This is a genomic window from Flavobacterium ajazii (assembly GCF_010614725.1).
Lineage (GTDB): Bacteria > Bacteroidota > Bacteroidia > Flavobacteriales > Flavobacteriaceae > Flavobacterium > Flavobacterium ajazii.
The window spans coordinates 65,583-83,526 of sequence record NZ_JAAEHL010000001.1 but is presented as its reverse complement, the minus strand read 5'-3'; the positions used below and the strand labels follow the sequence as shown (position 1 = coordinate 83,526).

The 17,944-nt window shown below is 33.8% G+C and carries 14 protein-coding genes; 12 read left to right on the top strand and 2 right to left on the bottom strand.

Features of this window, described 5'->3' with window-relative positions; translation table 11 throughout:
* The first annotated feature begins 62 nt into the window (after positions 1 to 62).
* The 7 genes from rsfS (at position 63) to GWR14_RS00230 (ending at position 5,691) form a co-directional block, all read left to right on the top strand.
* Positions 63 to 434, top strand: coding sequence for a ribosome silencing factor (rsfS, locus tag GWR14_RS00260; protein WP_007809313.1), 372 nt, complete (start codon positions 63 to 65; stop codon positions 432 to 434).
* A 20-nt stretch (positions 435 to 454) separates the two neighbouring features.
* Entirely contained in the window at positions 455 to 2,380 is a 1,926-nt protein-coding gene (ftsH, locus tag GWR14_RS00255) for an ATP-dependent zinc metalloprotease FtsH (protein ID WP_163406943.1), read from the top strand.
* Positions 2,381 to 2,494: 114 nt separating this feature from the next.
* Complete coding sequence (locus GWR14_RS00250) at positions 2,495 to 3,100, top strand: lactate utilization protein B/C (protein WP_163406942.1); 606 nt, start codon at positions 2,495 to 2,497, stop codon at positions 3,098 to 3,100.
* A gap of 1 nt (position 3,101) precedes the next feature.
* On the top strand, positions 3,102 to 3,992 hold the full coding sequence (locus GWR14_RS00245) for a phosphatidate cytidylyltransferase (protein ID WP_163406941.1): 891 nt from the start codon (positions 3,102 to 3,104) through the stop codon (positions 3,990 to 3,992).
* Positions 3,982 to 4,635 carry a phosphatidylserine decarboxylase family protein gene (locus GWR14_RS00240; protein ID WP_163406940.1) on the top strand — a complete coding sequence of 218 codons (654 nt, stop codon included), beginning with the start codon at positions 3,982 to 3,984 and terminating at the stop codon, positions 4,633 to 4,635. Before GWR14_RS00245 ends, GWR14_RS00240 begins: the two co-directional genes overlap by 11 nt.
* Positions 4,635 to 4,901 (top strand): acyl-CoA-binding protein, encoded by a 267-nt coding sequence (locus GWR14_RS00235; RefSeq protein ID WP_163406939.1) that lies wholly within the window; start codon positions 4,635 to 4,637, stop codon positions 4,899 to 4,901. Before GWR14_RS00240 ends, GWR14_RS00235 begins: the two co-directional genes overlap by 1 nt.
* 10 nt (positions 4,902 to 4,911) lie before the next feature.
* Entirely contained in the window at positions 4,912 to 5,691 is a 780-nt protein-coding gene (locus GWR14_RS00230; RefSeq protein ID WP_163406938.1) for a superoxide dismutase, read from the top strand.
* Positions 5,692 to 5,768: 77 nt separating this feature from the next.
* Here GWR14_RS00230 and glmM read toward each other — a convergent pair whose 3' ends face one another.
* Positions 5,769 to 7,157, bottom strand: coding sequence for a phosphoglucosamine mutase (gene glmM, locus GWR14_RS00225; RefSeq protein ID WP_163406937.1), 1,389 nt, complete (start codon positions 7,155 to 7,157; stop codon positions 5,769 to 5,771).
* A 207-nt stretch (positions 7,158 to 7,364) separates the two neighbouring features.
* On the opposite strand from glmM, the gene GWR14_RS00220 reads away from it, so the two are divergent.
* The 5 genes from GWR14_RS00220 to uvrA all read left to right on the top strand — a co-directional run bounded on the left by GWR14_RS00220 (position 7,365) and on the right by uvrA (position 15,481).
* Positions 7,365 to 7,949 carry an acyl carrier protein phosphodiesterase gene (locus GWR14_RS00220; protein WP_163406936.1) on the top strand — a complete coding sequence of 195 codons (585 nt, stop codon included), beginning with the start codon at positions 7,365 to 7,367 and terminating at the stop codon, positions 7,947 to 7,949.
* Positions 7,950 to 7,980: 31 nt separating this feature from the next.
* Positions 7,981 to 9,663, top strand: a complete 1,683-nt coding sequence (gene ggt, locus GWR14_RS00215; protein ID WP_163406935.1) for a gamma-glutamyltransferase — start codon at positions 7,981 to 7,983, stop codon at positions 9,661 to 9,663.
* A gap of 85 nt (positions 9,664 to 9,748) precedes the next feature.
* Positions 9,749 to 11,533 (top strand): chloride channel protein, encoded by a 1,785-nt coding sequence (locus tag GWR14_RS00210; protein ID WP_163406934.1) that lies wholly within the window; start codon positions 9,749 to 9,751, stop codon positions 11,531 to 11,533.
* Positions 11,534 to 11,595: 62 nt separating this feature from the next.
* On the top strand, positions 11,596 to 12,549 hold the full coding sequence (locus GWR14_RS00205) for a Fic family protein (protein ID WP_163406933.1): 954 nt from the start codon (positions 11,596 to 11,598) through the stop codon (positions 12,547 to 12,549).
* Positions 12,550 to 12,649: 100 nt separating this feature from the next.
* On the top strand, positions 12,650 to 15,481 hold the full coding sequence (gene uvrA / locus GWR14_RS00200; RefSeq protein WP_163406932.1) for an excinuclease ABC subunit UvrA: 2,832 nt from the start codon (positions 12,650 to 12,652) through the stop codon (positions 15,479 to 15,481).
* Between the two features lie 74 nt (positions 15,482 to 15,555).
* On the opposite strand, the gene GWR14_RS00195 is transcribed toward uvrA, so the two are convergent.
* A complete protein-coding gene (locus GWR14_RS00195; RefSeq protein ID WP_163406931.1) occupies positions 15,556 to 17,943 on the bottom strand; it encodes a TonB-dependent receptor in 2,388 nt (795 codons plus the stop codon).
* Between the last annotated feature and the right edge of the window lies 1 nt (position 17,944).

The window sequence follows — 17,944 nt, the reverse complement described above, 5'->3', positions numbered from 1 at the left end:
TGTTAAGGTTCAAAAATAATGACAAAATTTGGTAACTTTACAAATTCATATAAAAATAATTCATGGCGAAAAAGACTATTAATAATGATGTTCTATTAGCGAACATAATTAAAGGGATTGAAGAAGTAAAAGGAAATGATATCGATATTCTTGACTTAAGAGAAATAGACACTGCAGTTTGTGACTATTTTGTGATATGCAACGGAAGTTCAAACACCCAGGTTAATGCCATCGTAAACTCAATACAAAAAACTGTATCCAAAGACTTAAAAGATAAACCTTGGCACGTTGAAGGAACCGATAATGCAGAATGGGTTCTTATGGATTATGTACACATCGTCGTACATGTTTTCCAAAAACACATTCGTGAATACTACAACATCGAAAGCCTTTGGGGTGACGCCAAAATAACTACAATCGAAAACAAATATTAAAAAAGAAACCTTTTCTACTAATGGCTAAAGATAATAATCCAAATCCGAGTAAATTTAAATTAAGTCCCTGGTTAATATACACCGCAATACTTTTGGTTTTTTTATTTATAAGTTTTGCAACAGGAGGTTCAAACCTAAGCGAACCTGCACAGCTTAAATCATCTGACATAGACAATATGTTGGCGAAAGGGCAAATTAAAAATGTTATCATTTTCAATAATAAAGACGCTGAAATCTACCTGACAGAAGCTGCTTTGAAAGATCCTGCAAACAAAAAAGTTGCCAAAGATATGTTTGACAGACTTAATAAAGGTCCTCATTACACTACTAAATTTGGTGATCTTAAGTCTTTTCAGGAAAAATTAGACAAAGCTAAAGCAGAAAAAAAATTAGTTGATTATGATTTTAAGGAAGCTAGCAACTGGAGTGATATTTTTGTAAGCCTTCTTCCTATCATTATTATCATAGGAGTGTGGATTTTCATTATGCGAAAAATGTCTGGCGGAGGCGCTGGTGGAGGTGGACAGATTTTCAATATTGGAAAATCAAAAGCTAAACTTTTTGATGAAAAAACAGATATTAAAACAACTTTCAAAGATGTTGCTGGATTAGAAGGCGCAAAAGAAGAAATTCAGGAAATTGTTGAATTTCTTAAAAACCCTGAAAAATACACCAATCTTGGAGGTAAAATTCCTAAAGGAGCATTACTTGTAGGTCCTCCGGGAACTGGGAAAACTTTATTAGCAAAAGCAGTAGCAGGAGAAGCACAGGTACCTTTCTTCTCTTTATCAGGATCTGATTTCGTAGAAATGTTTGTTGGAGTTGGTGCATCCCGTGTACGTGACTTATTCAAACAGGCAAAAGAAAAATCACCTGCTATTATTTTCATTGATGAAATTGATGCTGTTGGTAGAGCGAGAGGAAAAAGCAATATGTCTGGTGGAAATGACGAAAGAGAAAATACTCTGAATCAATTACTAACAGAAATGGATGGTTTTGGCACAAACTCAAATGTGATTGTTTTAGCCGCAACTAACAGAGCAGATGTTCTTGATAAAGCACTGATGCGAGCAGGCCGTTTTGACAGACAAATTTTTGTTGACTTGCCAGACATTCGTGAAAGAGCAGAAATTTTCGCTGTGCACCTTGCTCCTATTAAAAAAGTTGAAGGTCTTGATTTAGATTTCTTAGCTAAACAAACTCCGGGATTCTCAGGTGCCGATATCGCTAATGTTTGTAACGAAGCAGCTTTAATTGCCGCTCGTAATAACAAAGCCGCTGTAGACAGACAAGATTTTCTAGATGCTGTTGACAGAATTATTGGTGGCCTTGAAAAGAAAAATAAAATTATTACACCGGACGAAAAAAGAGCAATCGCAATTCACGAAGCAGGGCATGCAACTGTAAGCTGGATGTTGGAACATGCTGCTCCGCTTATTAAAGTGACCATTGTTCCTCGTGGGCAAAGTTTAGGAGCCGCATGGTATTTACCTGAAGAAAGACAAATTGTAAGAACAGACCAAATGCTGGATGAAATGTGTGCTACTATGGGCGGAAGAGCTGCTGAAAAAGTGACTTTTGACAGAATTTCAACTGGAGCATTGAGCGATTTAGAAAAAGTAACTCGTCAGGCTCGTGCTATGGTAACGATTTATGGTTTGAATGATAAAATCGGAAACGTTACTTATTATGATTCGAGCGGACAAAGCGAGTACAGCTTCTCTAAACCATATTCTGATGAAACCGCAAAAATTATTGATGCCGAAATTTCAGAATTAATTGAGGGTCAATACCAAAGAGCAATTCAAATTTTAGAAGAAAACAAAGACAAACTGAACCAGCTTGCCGATATATTAATTGAAAAAGAGGTTATTTTTAAAGACGACTTAGAAAACATCTTTGGAAAACGTACTTTTGATAAAAATCTTGGAGAAGTAGTTTCATAAATCTTCAGCAAAATATTTAATATTTTTTAAAATCTTAATTCAAAAGAGGCTTTTGAATTAAGATTTTTTTATCTTTGAACGTTTTCAATTAACATGTAAAGTATTTCATATATAATGAGCTTTTTCAAAAAAATATTTGGTTCTGCCAACGCTTCATCTGATGAAGAAAATGAAAGCGAGTACGCAAACAAGCCTGCTTCTAACAGTCATTTATCCATAGATGAACAATTCATTTTTAATTTCAAAAAAAATGGAGGTAAATTCTTGTATTGTGAAAACAGACAAGAAGTTGAAGAACAATTTGAAAATATTCTGGAAGAAAACGACTGGTTTGAAAATGAAGTTTTATGTTATGAACCGGCACTTTTCCCTTTGCTAGAAGAAAACAAATTATTTTACCATTCTCCTGCACAGCCAAAGTTTTTGTTGGCCAGTTGCGAAAATTTGATTGCCGATGAAGGCTCCATTTTATTTTCATCTAAACAAATAAAACAAAACAAACCAAACGAACTACCCGCTAATATTGTAATTATTGCAACAACAAGCCAAATTCTCCCGATGAAAAGTGATGGGTTAAGTGCTATTAAAAGAAAATACGAGAGAGACTATCCTACAAATATTACTACGATCAAATATTTCGAAAAAGCTAAAGAGGAAGATTTTACGCAATACGGAAGTGTTGCAAAAAATTTATACTTATTGCTCTTAGAAGACCTTTAAGATGAATGAAACACTTAAGAGGGCCATTTCTGGCGCTGTTTACATTGCTTTATTACTAACTTCTATTCTGTTTTCTACTGAAAGCTTTATTATTCTTTTTGGTATTTTTTTAATTATTACCATTTATGAATTTTGTAGTTTGGTCAGCTTAAACAAAGTATTCTCTATTCTTTTTGGAACTATATTGTATTCGGGTATTATATTGGTAAGCCATTATAATAAAGAAACAAGTAGATTTTTAGAAGATTCTTTTAATACAGAAATAAATCTCAACATAAACATACAGCAACTGGATTTAATACTGCTTGCTGTTAATATCGTCATATCTATTAAATGTATTTTATTTTTATTTTATGATAGTGTTCAAAAAGTAAGTATTTCATCAAAATACTTGTATTTGCTAGGCTACATTACCCTGCCTTTTATATTCATTATTAAAATTTCTTTTGGAGCTAATGACTATAATCCGAAAATCATTATCGGATTATTTGTTTTAATCTGGACCAATGACACATTTGCTTATTTGGTTGGAAAATCCATTGGAAAGCATAAATTATTTGAACGCATTTCACCAAAAAAAACCATTGAAGGTTTTCTTGGCGGAGTTATTTTTGCAGCTTTTGCAGGCTTTTTGATTTCAAAATTATACATTCAGCCCAACCCTGATTTTAGCAGCAGATCTATTTTAATCTGGACAATTATTGCTTTAATTGCCAGTATTTTTGGAACCATCGGCGATCTGATTGAGTCTAAATTTAAAAGAATTGCGGGCGTAAAAGACAGCGGAGCAATAATGCCTGGACACGGAGGTATTTTAGATCGATTAGATAGTGTTATATTTGTAGCACCTGTTATATTTTTATTTTATCAAATTTTATATTATGTTTCATAAAGAAGGAGGCCCATCCATTTTATTAGGTACCGTATTTGCTGTTGCAGTACTTTTAATTGCTGAAAAATTTATTGATATCAATTGGCTTAGAATAGTTATTCAGTCAGCTGGTTTACTGATATTGATTATCATTTTACAATTTTTTAGAAACCCTAAAAGAATTGCAATCAGGAATAACAACCAAATCCTTGCTCCTGTTGACGGAAAAGTTGTAGTTATTGAAGAAGTTTATGAAAGTGAATTTTTCAAAGACAAACGTCTACAGGTTTCTATTTTTATGTCACCTATAAATGTACACGTAACGCGTTATGCAATGGATGGAATTATAAAATTCAGTAAATATCATCCTGGGAAATTTTTAGTGGCATGGCATCCAAAAGCAAGCGAAGAAAACGAAAGGACTACTGTAGTAATTGAAAACGAAACTTTCGGACAAATACTTTACAGACAAATTGCAGGTGCATTGGCACGCCGAATTGTAAATTATGCTCAGGAAGGAATGCAGGTTGTTCAGGGAACTGATGCAGGCTTTATTAAATTTGGTTCGAGAGTAGATTTATTTCTACCTTTAGGTACTCCAATCGATGTGGTTTTAGGTCAAAAAGCAATTGGAGGTAAAACTATCATCGCTACAAAAGCTTAATGAGTAAAAAAGATTTAGATATTCGTTTTTCAGAGGCTGTAGAAACTGCTATGAAAATGACACAAGCCTCACTGCCGCAAGATGTGCAGTTAAGACTTTATGCGTATTATAAGCAAGCTACATTTGGAACTGCTGTATACAATCAATCTGAAAATTTTGGTTTGCGCGATGCATTCAAAACAAATGCATGGATGCAAATCAGTCATATATCTATTGAAGAAGCAAAAGAAAATTACATTGAAATAATCAATTCATTAACATCATAATAATTAAATTATGAAGAAAAACATCATTTGTTTTACTTTCACAGCTTCATTACTGATGTTATTTTCCTGTAATGACAACAAGCTAACTGAAGTTGTTGAAGTTCCTTTACCTACAAAGGAAGAAAAAATTACAATTGGCACTCCTTCTGATGTAAAAGCTGATGAAGGTTCATTTGCTCTAACCAAACTTCCTTTTGGATATGACGCTTTAGCACCCGGAATAAGGTCATTGACTTTAGAAACTCATTATTCTAAGCATTATTTAACATATACCAATAATTTAAATAAAGAAATTGCTTCAACCGAATTTGAAAATGCTTCCATTGAAGATATTCTAAAAAAAATGGATATGAATAATGCGAAACTTCGTCAAAATGCAGGAGGTTATTACAATCATACTCTTTATTTTAATATTCTAACTCCAAAAGAGCAAACTCCAAAAGATACTTTGGCAGGCTCAATCAATAAAGAATTTGGATCTTTTAACAATCTTACAACTCAATTTAAAAATGAAGCAACTAAGCAATTCGGTTCAGGATGGGTTTGGCTGGTTGTTGATAAGGCCGGAAAATTACAGATTACAACTACCGAAAATCAAGATAATCCCTTAATGAGAAATGCTTTGATTCCAGGAACTCCAATTTTAGGAATAGATTTATGGGAACACGCCTACTATCTGGATTATCAAAACAGAAAAGGAAGCTACATTGATGCTTTTTATAAATTGATCAATTGGGAAAAGGTAAACGAAAACTACAAAACTGCTCTGACCAAAGTTAAAAAATATTAAAAAATCAATTTAAAAATAAAAAAAGTTTGATGAAAAAATATCATCAAACTTTTTTTATTTCAATAGAATTATAAAGCTTAAATACCTGCAATAGCTTTTATTTCATCAATTATTCGAAGTGCCAAAATATCAGCTTTTTCCTGAGAAGGAGCTTCTGTATAAATACGAATGATTGGTTCTGTATTTGATTTTCTTAGATGTACCCATTCTGTTGCAAAATCGATTTTCACACCATCAATTGTTGAAATATCTTCATTTTTATACTTATCTGTCATTGCTTCTAAAATAGCATCAACATCAATTTGCGGTGTCAATTCAATTTTATTTTTGCTCATATAATATTCCGGATATGAAGCACGCAATGCAGAAGCCGATATTTTTTTATTTGCCAAATGTGTTAAAAACAAAGCAACCCCAACTAAACTGTCTCTTCCGTAATGCAATTCCGGATAAATAATCCCACCGTTACCTTCTCCACCAATAATAGCATTATTTTTTTTCATCAGTTCAACAACATTCACTTCTCCTACTGCGCTTGCTTCGTAGCTTCCGCCATGAGCTTTGGTAACATCTCTTAAAGCACGGGAAGATGACATATTAGAAACTGTGTTTCCAGGAGTTTTACTCAAAACATAATCTGCACAGGCTACCAAAGTATACTCTTCACCGAACATTTCGCCATCTTCACTTATGAAAGCCAAACGATCCACATCCGGATCTACTACAATTCCTAAATGAGCCTTTTCTTTTACAACTAACTCCGAAATATCAGTTAAATGTTCTTTCAATGGTTCTGGATTATGGGGAAAATGTCCATTGGGTTCGCAGTACAATTTTACCACTTCAACTCCCATTTGTTCTAATAGTTTTGGAATAATGATTCCGCCAGACGAATTTACCCCGTCAACTACTACTTTAAATTTGGCTTCTTTTACTGCTTCAATATCTACTAATGGCAAATTCAATACTTCATCAATATGAATGTCCATGTAAGCATCATTCAAAATAACCTCGCCTAAACTATCAACATCAGAAAAATCGAAAGCTTCAGCTTCTGCAATTTCAAGAATTTTTGTCCCATCAGCACCACTTAAAAATTCTCCTTTATCGTTTAATAATTTTAAGGCATTCCATTGTTTTGGATTATGAGAAGCAGTCAGAATTATTCCTCCATCAGCTTTTTCTAAAGGCACAGCAACTTCTACAGTTGGTGTCGTTGAAAGTCCAAGATCAATTACATCAATTCCTAAACCTACCAGCGTATTTACAACCAGATTATGAATCATTGGGCCTGAAATTCTGGCGTCACGACCAATCACAACCGTTAGTTTTTCTTTCTGGATATTATTTTTAAGGAAAGTTCCGTAAGCCGATGCAAATTTTACAGCATCAACTGGAGTCAGGTTATCTCCTACTTTTCCACCGATTGTTCCTCGTATACCTGAAATCGATTTTATTAAAGTCATTTGTGTGAGTTATGGTTATTTATTACAAATATAAAAAAGTTGCTGAGTTACTGAGATGCTGAGGCACTAAGATTTTAAAATAATCGTTAAATAGTATGATAAACTACTACTGTTTTTTTAAACAAAAATGATTTAAAAAGTTTTTTATACATTTACAATAATGCTCTTAGTATTTTAAAGCCTTTAAAATTATAATACCACAAAACAATGAATTTCCTTGCCCATATATATCTTTCTGGTGAAAATGATTTAATTAAAATTGGCAATTTTATGGCCGATGGAATCCGCGGAAAACAATTTGAACACTTTCCTGCCGATGTACAAAAAGGAATCCTATTACATCGTTTTATAGACACTTACACCGACTCTCATGACATCTTCAGACAGAGTACGAAACGGTTACACGAAAAATACCATCATTACGCTGGTGTTATTGTAGACATTATTTACGATCATTTTTTAGCAAAAAACTGGATACAATATTCTGATGAAAAACTGGAAATTTTCATCAATAGATTCTATAGGTCATTACATGAAAATTATTCTATTCTAAGTGAAAAAACACAAGATTTAATGCCTTATATGATTGAAAGAAACTGGCTTTTGAGTTATCAGACAGTTGAAGGAATCCATCAAATTTTGACTCAAATGGACAGAAGATCAAAAAATATATCTAAAATGCAGTTTGCAAGTGAAGATTTAAAGGAATTTTATAAGGAATTTGAACAGGAATTCACTCTTTTTTTTGAAGATATTCAGCAAAAATCCAGACAAAAGCTACTTTCATTATAAAATCAAATTGATTTTGTAAAATTTCATTCAAATGAAAAAAATAACACTATTATTCATATTCATTTCCGTTTTTGGTTTTTCACAACAAACCATGAAACCAACCGGATTAGTAACTTCAAAAGCTATGGTAGTTTCAGCACGTGCAGAAGCTTCTAAAATTGGTGTTGAAATAATGAAAAAAGGCGGCAATGCTTTTGATGCAATGGTTGCTACAGAACTGGCTTTGGCTGTAGCCTATCCTTATGCCGGAAATATTGGTGGTGGAGGATTTATGGTATACAGAAAAGCAAATGGCGAAGTAGGAGGCTTAGATTATCGTGAAAAAGCCCCCATTGCAGCAACAAAGGACATGTTTTTAGATAAAGACAAAAATGTAATTAAAGGAAAAAGCACTGAAACAGCATTGGCTATTGGAGTTCCCGGAACTATTGCCGGTGTTTTTGCAGTACATAAAAAACTAGGTTCTCTGCCTATGTCTGAAATTTTAAAACCTGTTATTGCACTTGCAGAACGAGGCGTTATTGTTACTCAAAAACAACAAAAACAGCTTGAAGCTTATCATGATGCAATTGTAAAAGCAAACGGCCCCAATACTCTTATGGCTGGACAATTCAAAGAAAATGACACTATCAAATATCCTGCACTTTCCAAAACTCTAAAACGAATTTTAAAAAACGGCAAAAATGAGTTTTACAAAGGTGAAACAGCAAAAATTTTAGTTGATTATCTACAGAAAAAGGGAGGAATCATCACACTAAAAGATTTAGCAGGGTATGAAGCAAAATGGAGAAAACCACTACAATTTAATTACAAGGAATTAAAAATCATCTCGATGTCACCACCAAGCAGCGGTGGTATTTGTCTTGCTCAAATTATGAAAATGATTGCTCCTTATAATCTATCAAAAATGGGTCATAATTCAGAACAGTCGATTCAGGTAATTGTTGAAGCCGAAAGAAGAGCTTATGCAGACCGAAGCCAATTTTTAGGTGATCCTGATTTTGTTAAGATTCCGATAAATGGATTATTGTCAGATTCTTATTTAAAAGAAAGAATGTCAAATTTTAGTTTTGACAAAGCAAGTTTATCATCAGAAATAAAAGAAGGGAAAGTAAACTATAATGAAAGTACAGAAACGACTCACTATTCAATCGTAGATCAGTTTGGGAACGCAGTTGCTGCAACTACAACTATTAACGACGGTTTTGGATCTAAATATTATTGCGATGAGTTAGGCTTTTTTTTAAATAACGAAATGGATGATTTTAGTGCAAAACCCGGATCTCCAAATATGTTCGGATTAGTAGGAAATGAAGCCAATAGTATTGCACCACAAAAAAGAATGTTAAGTTCTATGACACCAACTATTGTAGAAAGAAACGGAAAATTATTTATGGTAGTTGGCTCTCCTGGTGGTTCCACAATTATAACTTCAGTTTTACAAGCTATTTTAAATGTCTACGAATACAATTTAAGCATGCAGGAAGCGGTAAATGCCCCTCGTTTTCACCATCAATGGCTTCCGGATTTAGTTACATTTGAACCCAATACATTCGATAATCATACAATTGACACACTAAAAGCGAAGGGATATCTAATCAATGAAAAAACAACTCCAGTTATTGGAAAATTAGACTGTATTTTAGTTCTCCCAAATAATAATCTTGAAGGAGGCGCAGACTTTAGAGGTGATGATAAGGCGGATGGTTTTTAATTTTATGCAAATTCGCTAAAGAAAATTATACAATTTTGATTTGTATAAACTAAATTTGTAATATCCCTTAATTTTCACAATCAGAATGCTCAAAAAATATTTTAGAAAACTTGAAAGTATAATTGCTCTGGCTCAATCTGTATTGACACCAAAGCAGTTTATATTTTTATCAAGCGTTCTAATTGGTATCTCATGCTCCCTGGCTGTAATTGTATTAAAAACTTTTGCGCACAGTGTATTTTCTTTCGCCACCTATATTAGTGGAATTTTAAAATGGAGTTTCATCTCCGGTATTTTACCTATTATTGGTATTCTGCTTACTGTCTTTGTAGTAAACAAAATATTAAACGGAAGTATTGAGAAAGGAACTTCACAAATTTTATATGCAGTTGCAAAAAAAGCAGGCATAATTCCGAAAAAGCAAATGTATGCACAAATTATAACCAGTTCCTTAACAGTTGGTTTAGGAGGTTCTGCCGGTCTTGAAAGTCCAATTGTGATTACAGGAGCAGCATTTGGATCAAACTTCGCACAAAACTATAAATTAGCTTATAAAGACAGGACACTGCTCATTGGATGTGGAGTTGCTGCAGGAATTGGATCAGCTTTTAATGCACCTATTGCCGGAGTATTATTTGCAATTGAAGTTTTATTAGTCGATGTTAGCATTTCTGCCTTCACTCCTATTATGATTTCTGCTGCAACAGGTGCTTTGGTTTCTGCTATTGTATTAGACGAAAGTATTTTGTTATCTTTCAAAAAACAAGAAGCTTTTGATTATCATAACATCCCTTTTTATGTATTCCTGGGAATATTAACCGGATTTATGGCCGTTTATTATGCACGAAATTTTCAAAGGGTCGAGCATTATTTTTCGAGATTGAAAATGAATGCTTACAAAAAAGCTTTATTTGGTTCATCACTTCTGGCATTACTAATTTTTATTTTCCCTACTCTTTTTGGGGAGGGTTACGAAAGCATTAAAACCTTATCAGAAACTGATCCTGGAAAATTATTAGATAATACTCTGTTTGAAAGCTTCAGGAATAATCAATGGGTTTTACTTCTTTTTATAGGACTTACAATGATGCTAAAAGTATTTGCATCCGGGTTGACTATTGGAAGCGGTGGAAATGGAGGTAATTTTGCGCCATCCTTATTTTTAGGATCCTACTTAGGCTATTTTTTTTCAAAATCTATCAGTCTGATTGGTTTGTCAAAACTTCCAATTACTAATTTTACAATGGTAGGAATGGCAGGAATTTTGAGCGGATTATTTCACGCCCCACTGACTGCCATGTTCTTAATTGCCGAAATTACAGGAGGCTATGGCTTAATGATTCCGTTAATGATTGTTTCTTCTATAAGTTTTGCAATTTCAAAACGCTTTGAAAGATATTCCCTTGATGTAAAAAATCTTGCTAAAAAAGGCCATGCGTTTACCAGTAATAAGGATTCCAATATTTTATCTACACTTGATATCGATTCTATCATTCAATGCGATTATCTAACCGTTCATCCTGATGAAAATTTAAGCAAATTAGTCGATCTTATTTCACATTCCAATCAAGTTGTTTTTGCTGTTGTTACTCAGGAAAAAGAACTTGTTGGTATCGTACATTTTAATGATATCAGGGAAATTATTTTCAATTCATACCGTGTAAAATATACTTTAATTAAAGATGTAATGAAAACACCTCAAGCCTCTATTTCATCTTATGACAGTATGGAAATTGTAATGACCAAATTTGAAAAGACCAAATCTGCTTTTCTTCCTGTTATCCGAAATGACAAATACTACGGCTTTATTTCCAAATCTATAGCGCTTGAAGCTTACAGAATGAAACTGCGTTCTATGACTATTGAATAAATTTAATATCGGATAGGATTAAATTTTTATTATCCGATATTAAGAAGTATCTTTGGGGCGTAATGTGGAATATAGATTTAACATATAGAACTGAATTTCAATCAACTTTTGATCGATTGTACCAAAAAAGACAAGATCTGCAAACCAGCAGACCTTTGCCTAATATCGCATTGCATAAAATCCGGGAAAGTTTATCTTTAGAATGGACATACAATTCAAACAGTATTGAAGGCAATACACTTAGTTTACGAGAGACTCAAATGGTTATTCAGGAAGGAATAACTATTAAAGGAAAATCCCTTCGAGAGCATTTTGAAACCCACAATCATGATAAAGCTATTGATTATTTATATTCAATTGTAAATGATACGTACAAACTTAGAAGTATTGATATCCTTTCTATTCATGGTTTAGTTTTACGATCAATCGAAGATGATTTTGCGGGAAGATTAAGAAATGGCGGCGTTCGAATTTCAGGAGCTAATTTTATGCCTCCAAACGCCAACAAAGTTTCAGACTATCTGGATGAACTGATTGATTTTGTCAATACAAATCCTCTCAATTTAAACGATATTGAACTTGCTACAATTTATCATCATAAGCTGGTCTGGATACATCCTTTTTTTGATGGAAATGGACGTACAGTACGTTTGAGTATGAATTTATTATTAATGCGTTGTGGTTTTCCTCCGGCAATTATTCTTAAAAATGACAGAAAAAAATATTACGAGGCGCTAAATCAGGCTAATAATGGCAATTATCAGAAACTAACACTTTTAATGTGTCAGGCGTTAGAACGCACACTTAACATTTACCTGAGCGCCATGCCAGGAAGTAATTATGATTATCAAAGTATCTCTGATATTGTAAACGAACCTGAAAGTCCTTATGGCCAGGAATATGTTAGTTTACTTGCCAGAACTGGAAAAATAGATGCTTATAAAGAAGGTCGAAACTGGTATACAACCAAAGAAGCTATTGAAGAATATATGGCAACCCGAAAACGAAAACGCTAGCTTAGGTTAGCGTTTTTTGTTACAATTTTTAACATAAACTTCTGCACCGTAGCATAAAAAGAACAAATCAAAGTGGTAACTTTGCGTTTTGCTCAAATTTATGCTAGATAAAGACAATACTATTGAAGTTCTTGGCGCAAGAGTTCATAATCTAAAAAATATCGATATATCTATTCCTCGTGAAAAACTGGTTGTAATTACCGGTTTATCAGGTTCTGGAAAATCTTCTTTGGCATTTGATACGATTTATGCTGAAGGTCAGCGCCGCTATGTTGAAACTTTTTCAGCTTATGCAAGACAGTTTCTTGGCGGTTTGGAACGACCAGACGTTGATAAAATTGATGGACTCTCCCCAGTTATTGCAATTGAACAAAAAACGACCAGTAAAAGTCCGCGTTCAACCGTTGGAACGATTACTGAAATATATGATTTCCTTAGACTTTTATACGCCCGTGGTGCTGACGCATACAGTTACAACACAGGTGAAAAAATGGTTTCTTATTCTGACGAACAAATTAAAGATTTGATTATTCAGGATTATAACGGAAAAAGAATCAATATTCTGGCTCCGGTTATTAAAGCCAGAAAAGGACATTATGCTGAACTTTTCCAACAAATTACAAAACAAGGATTTTTAAAAGTTCGTGTAAATGGTGAAGTTCAGGATTTGGTGGCCGGAATGAAACTGGATCGTTACAAAACTCATGATATAGAAATTGTTGTTGATCGAATGGTAATCGAAGATAATCCCGACACTCAAAAAAGATTATCTGAAAGCATTAATACAGCCATGCATCATGGCGAAGATGTTTTAATGATTTTAGATCAGGATTCGAATGAAGTACGTTATTTCAGTAGAAATTTAATGTGCCCGTCTACCGGAATATCTTATCAAAATCCGGAACCGAATTTATTTTCGTTCAACTCACCAAAAGGTGCGTGCCCACATTGTAACGGACTGGGAACTGTCCACGAAATCAATGTTAAAAAGATTATTCCAAATCCGAAATTATCAATCAAAAGTGGTGGTTTTGCTCCACTTGGCGAATACAAATCTTCATGGATTTTCAAACAGCTGGAAACCATCGGAGAAAAATTCGGATTTAAAATTACAGATCCAATTGAGAAAATTCCAGAAGAAGCGATGGAAATGATTTTGTATGGTGGGAAAGATAAATTTTCTATCAATTCAAAAGATCTTGGCGTAACAAGAGAGTATAAAATCGATTTTGAAGGAATTTCTAATTTCATCAAAAATCAGTACGACGAAAGTGCAACAACCAGTATAAAACGCTGGGCAAAAGACTTCATGGATGAAATTGACTGTCCGGTTTGTGAAGGTTTCCGCTTGAAAAAAGAAGCTTTATTTTTTAGGGTAAATGAAAAGAACATCACCGAATTGTGTGATATGGATATTTCTGATTTAACCGCCTGGTTTCTGGATTTAGAAAATCATCTGACTGATAAACAGCTTTTAATTGCTTCTGAAGTCGTAAAAGAAATCAAAGACCGTTTGAACTTTCTAATGAATGTTGGTTTAAATTATCTGGCTTTAAGCCGAAGTTCAAAATCGCTTTCGGGAGGTGAAGCACAGCGTATTCGATTAGCAACACAAATTGGTTCACAATTAGTTGGTGTTTTATATATTTTGGACGAACCAAGTATTGGCTTACATCAAAGAGACAACGAAAAACTGATTCAATCATTAGAACAATTACGCGATATTGGAAATTCAGTTATCGTAGTTGAGCATGATAAAGACATGATCGAAACAGCTGATTATGTAATTGATATTGGTCCAAAAGCCGGAAAATATGGAGGAGAAATCATTAGCATTGGAACTCCGGCAGAAACTTTAAAATCTAATACAATTACTGCTCAATATTTGAACGGTAAAATGAAATTTGACATTCCGAAAGAAAGAAGAAAAGGAAACGGAAAATTCTTAAAACTTACCGGAGCAACAGGAAACAATCTAAAAAATGTTTCGATTGAGGTTCCGCTTGGACAAATGACTTGCGTTACGGGAGTTTCCGGAAGCGGTAAATCAACTTTGATTAACGAAACACTCTACCCGATTCTAAATGCTTATTATTTTAACGGAGTTAAGAAACCACAACCATATAAAAAAATTGAAGGTTTAGAACATATTGACAAAGTTATCGATATTGACCAAAGCCCAATTGGAAGAACGCCACGTTCTAATCCAGCCACTTACACAGAGGTTTTTAGTGAAATACGAAACTTGTTTACAATGACTTCTGAAAGTATGATTCGAGGTTATAAAGCAGGACGTTTTAGTTTTAACGTAAAAGGCGGACGTTGTGAAACATGCGAAGGTTCTGGTGTCAGAACTATCGAAATGAACTTTTTACCAGACGTTTATGTAGAATGCGAAACTTGTCAAGGAAAACGTTTTAACAGAGAAACTTTAGAAATCAGATATAAAGGAAAATCTATTTCGGATGTTTTAGATATGACGGTCGATGAAGCAGTTCCGTTTTTTGAGAACATTCCAAAAATTCACAGAAAAATCAAAACCATTCAGGATGTTGGTTTGGGATATATCACTCTAGGCCAACAAAGTACAACACTTTCCGGTGGTGAAGCACAACGTATTAAATTAGCCGGAGAATTATCTAAAAAAGATACTGGAAATACTTTTTATATCCTGGATGAACCAACAACAGGACTGCATTTTGAAGACATTCGCGTTTTGATGGAAGTAATTAATAAGCTGGTTGATAAAGGAAATACAATTTTGGTTATCGAACATAACATGGACGTTATCAAACTAGCCGATTATATTATCGATATTGGTCCCGAAGGTGGAAAAGGCGGTGGACAATTGGTTGCCAAAGGAACCCCAGAAGAAGTTGCCCAAAACAAAAAAAGCTATACTGCTAAGTTTTTGAAAAAAGAGTTAGTTTAAAATCGGCACAAATAAAAAACAGTAGCAAACCTGAATTCGCTACTGTTTTTTTATCAATCCTAATTATTTTAGAATCAAAATTTAAACGTAATACCTGCCAATATGTTTATTGGCTTTTGTGGCATTCCTGTTGCATTCCAATATTGTTCATCCAAGAGATTATTCCCTTTTAAAGAGATCCTGTATTTAGGCTGATCATAAAACAAAGCAGCGTTTAACAGCGTGTAAGAAGGCAGAACAAATGTATTTGATGTTTCAAACCATGAATCACTTACATAATTCCCTCCAACTCCAAAACCAAGACCTTTGCTTTTACCACCGGTAAGTGTATAACTCGCCCAGATATTTGCTGTGTTTTTAGGACTGGCTGCAAGAGATTTCCCTTCTAAAGCTGTCGAAGCATTTGTATATTCATTTTCATTATACGCATATCCTGCAACTATATTTAAACCCGGAACAGGATTTGTTATAATTTCAACTTCAAAACCTTTACTCCTTTGAGTTCCATCCTGTACTGTATAATTTGCTGCATCCTTATAAGTTGAATTTGTTACTTCAATGTTATAATAACTAACAGTAGCATTTAACTTATTTTGTATCACATCCAGTTTAACTCCACCTTCCCATTGTGTGCCGTATTGAGGCTTTAGTTTTGAGAAGACTCCATCACTTACTTCTTGTGGTGCCAAATTTACAAATCCGTTCATATAATTGGCAAATATAGAAACCTTGTCTATAACTGGCTGGTATACTAGTCCAATTTTAGGTGCTAATGAAGTCTGATTATATGCTTCATTAACTCCATAAATTCCTGTGGCCGGATAATAAGTTCCTTTTGTAGAGAATCTGTCAACGCGTAAACTTAGCATCGCCATTAAAGAAGGTGTAAAATTAATTACATCTGAAACATACAAACTGTAAGTTTCTGTTTCGGTCGTAGTAGCGGCAAAACCTTTTTGGTACGAAAGATCTTTAATTTTCTCTTTATTAAAATCATTTAACGGCTGATTAATATCAATTTTATCGTAAATTAAATTAACGACGCGATTCAACTCATTGTAATTTTTATTATAATCCAGTCCGATAAGCATTCTGTTTCTAAAAGATCCTATCTTAAAATCTCCCGTGAAATTTTGCTGCAACTCTGTATTCCCAAATGTTTCAGGCGTCTGATTTCTAATAACTCTGTTTGCTGTTTCATCCGTTAATAAAGTTAAAGTCATCCAAAGTAAATGCTTGTAATAACCTACAGAGCTCAGGAATTTAGTTTCAGATTTCCATTGATCTGATATTTTATAATCGATTTGTGCTCCTACATTATTAACTCCAATTTCTGCATCCACATCATTATTTGCATAAGAACGCTCATAATCTAACTTCAAATCCTTAAAATTCCTTGCTGTAATATTTGCAAAAGAAGAAGCAGGAATCGCTACCGTTGTCATTGTATAATTACTTCTTGTAATATCTACATCTACAGATAACTTTAATCGATCTGTTACCTGATATGAAAAGGAAGGTGCAAAAACATAATTTTTAGCAAAACCCTGGTCCTGAAAAGAACCTTCCGACTGTCCTGCAACATTTAATCTCAACAAGGCCGTTTTTTCTTTATTTAATGGTGTATTCACATCTGCAGTAACTCTTGAGAAATTAAAACTTCCTCCAACATACCCAACTTCCCCGCCAAAATTCTGATAAGGCTTCTTGGTTACATAATTATAAACCCCGCCAAAAGAAGTATTTCTATTACCTCCATACAAAGTACCTGATGGCCCTTTGAGAAATTCTATACGTTCTAAAATCGCAGTATTCATAGGGTAAACAGCACTTGTGTTCAATCCATTAAGCATACCACTCGTATTTGAAAAACCTCTCATAGTTAGTCCCTGAGATCCTCCCGCAGAATAATTCGGAACCGCTCCAGGAACATTTCTGTATACATCTGTACGTTCTAAAACAACCTGTTCCATCATTAGGTCTTTACCTACAACATTATAAACCTGAGGATTTTCCAGATTTTTAATCGGTAAACGTGCAATAGACTGCGTCTCTTTTCTGGCAAATTTATTTTGACCGCTTACAATATTTACTTCATCCAGTTGATTCACATCTTCTGACAAAACAATATCAGGAATCGTTATGGTTTCTCCTGATATTACTTCAACACTCGTTTCCGATGTTGTATACCCTAATCCCTGAACAACAATTACAACATTCCCAGCAGTAACATTTTTTAGAATAAATTTACCATTATCGTCTGTATAGTTGCTTTTGTTTCCCTTTTTAAGAGCCACTAAAGTATATTCGATTGGTTTCCCTGCTGCATCTTTTACAATTCCAGTGATAGTTCCTTTAGCTGTTTGTGAATAGCTATTAAACATTGACAAAGTAGCAAATAGCAATAAAAAACATTTTAAAAAACTGATTTTTATTGATTTACGAATAAAAACATAACTCATA

What these genes read in the sequence shown, in the direction of transcription:
- GWR14_RS00240 (WP_163406940.1), top strand. Translation starts at nt 3,982, where the DNA reads ATGTTTCATAAAGAAGGAGGCCCATCCATTTTATTAGGTACCGTATTT.
- GWR14_RS00195 (WP_163406931.1), bottom strand. Translation starts at nt 17,943, where the DNA reads ATGAGTTATGTTTTTATTCGTAAATCAATAAAAATCAGTTTTTTAAAA.
- uvrA (WP_163406932.1), top strand. Translation starts at nt 12,650, where the DNA reads ATGCTAGATAAAGACAATACTATTGAAGTTCTTGGCGCAAGAGTTCAT.
- GWR14_RS00205 (WP_163406933.1), top strand. Translation starts at nt 11,596, where the DNA reads ATGTGGAATATAGATTTAACATATAGAACTGAATTTCAATCAACTTTT.
- GWR14_RS00250 (WP_163406942.1), top strand. Translation starts at nt 2,495, where the DNA reads ATGAGCTTTTTCAAAAAAATATTTGGTTCTGCCAACGCTTCATCTGAT.
- GWR14_RS00235 (WP_163406939.1), top strand. Translation starts at nt 4,635, where the DNA reads ATGAGTAAAAAAGATTTAGATATTCGTTTTTCAGAGGCTGTAGAAACT.
- ftsH (WP_163406943.1), top strand. Translation starts at nt 455, where the DNA reads ATGGCTAAAGATAATAATCCAAATCCGAGTAAATTTAAATTAAGTCCC.
- GWR14_RS00210 (WP_163406934.1), top strand. Translation starts at nt 9,749, where the DNA reads ATGCTCAAAAAATATTTTAGAAAACTTGAAAGTATAATTGCTCTGGCT.
- GWR14_RS00245 (WP_163406941.1), top strand. Translation starts at nt 3,102, where the DNA reads ATGAATGAAACACTTAAGAGGGCCATTTCTGGCGCTGTTTACATTGCT.
- GWR14_RS00220 (WP_163406936.1), top strand. Translation starts at nt 7,365, where the DNA reads ATGAATTTCCTTGCCCATATATATCTTTCTGGTGAAAATGATTTAATT.
- GWR14_RS00230 (WP_163406938.1), top strand. Translation starts at nt 4,912, where the DNA reads ATGAAGAAAAACATCATTTGTTTTACTTTCACAGCTTCATTACTGATG.
- glmM (WP_163406937.1), bottom strand. Translation starts at nt 7,157, where the DNA reads ATGACTTTAATAAAATCGATTTCAGGTATACGAGGAACAATCGGTGGA.
- ggt (WP_163406935.1), top strand. Translation starts at nt 7,981, where the DNA reads ATGAAAAAAATAACACTATTATTCATATTCATTTCCGTTTTTGGTTTT.
- rsfS (WP_007809313.1), top strand. Translation starts at nt 63, where the DNA reads ATGGCGAAAAAGACTATTAATAATGATGTTCTATTAGCGAACATAATT.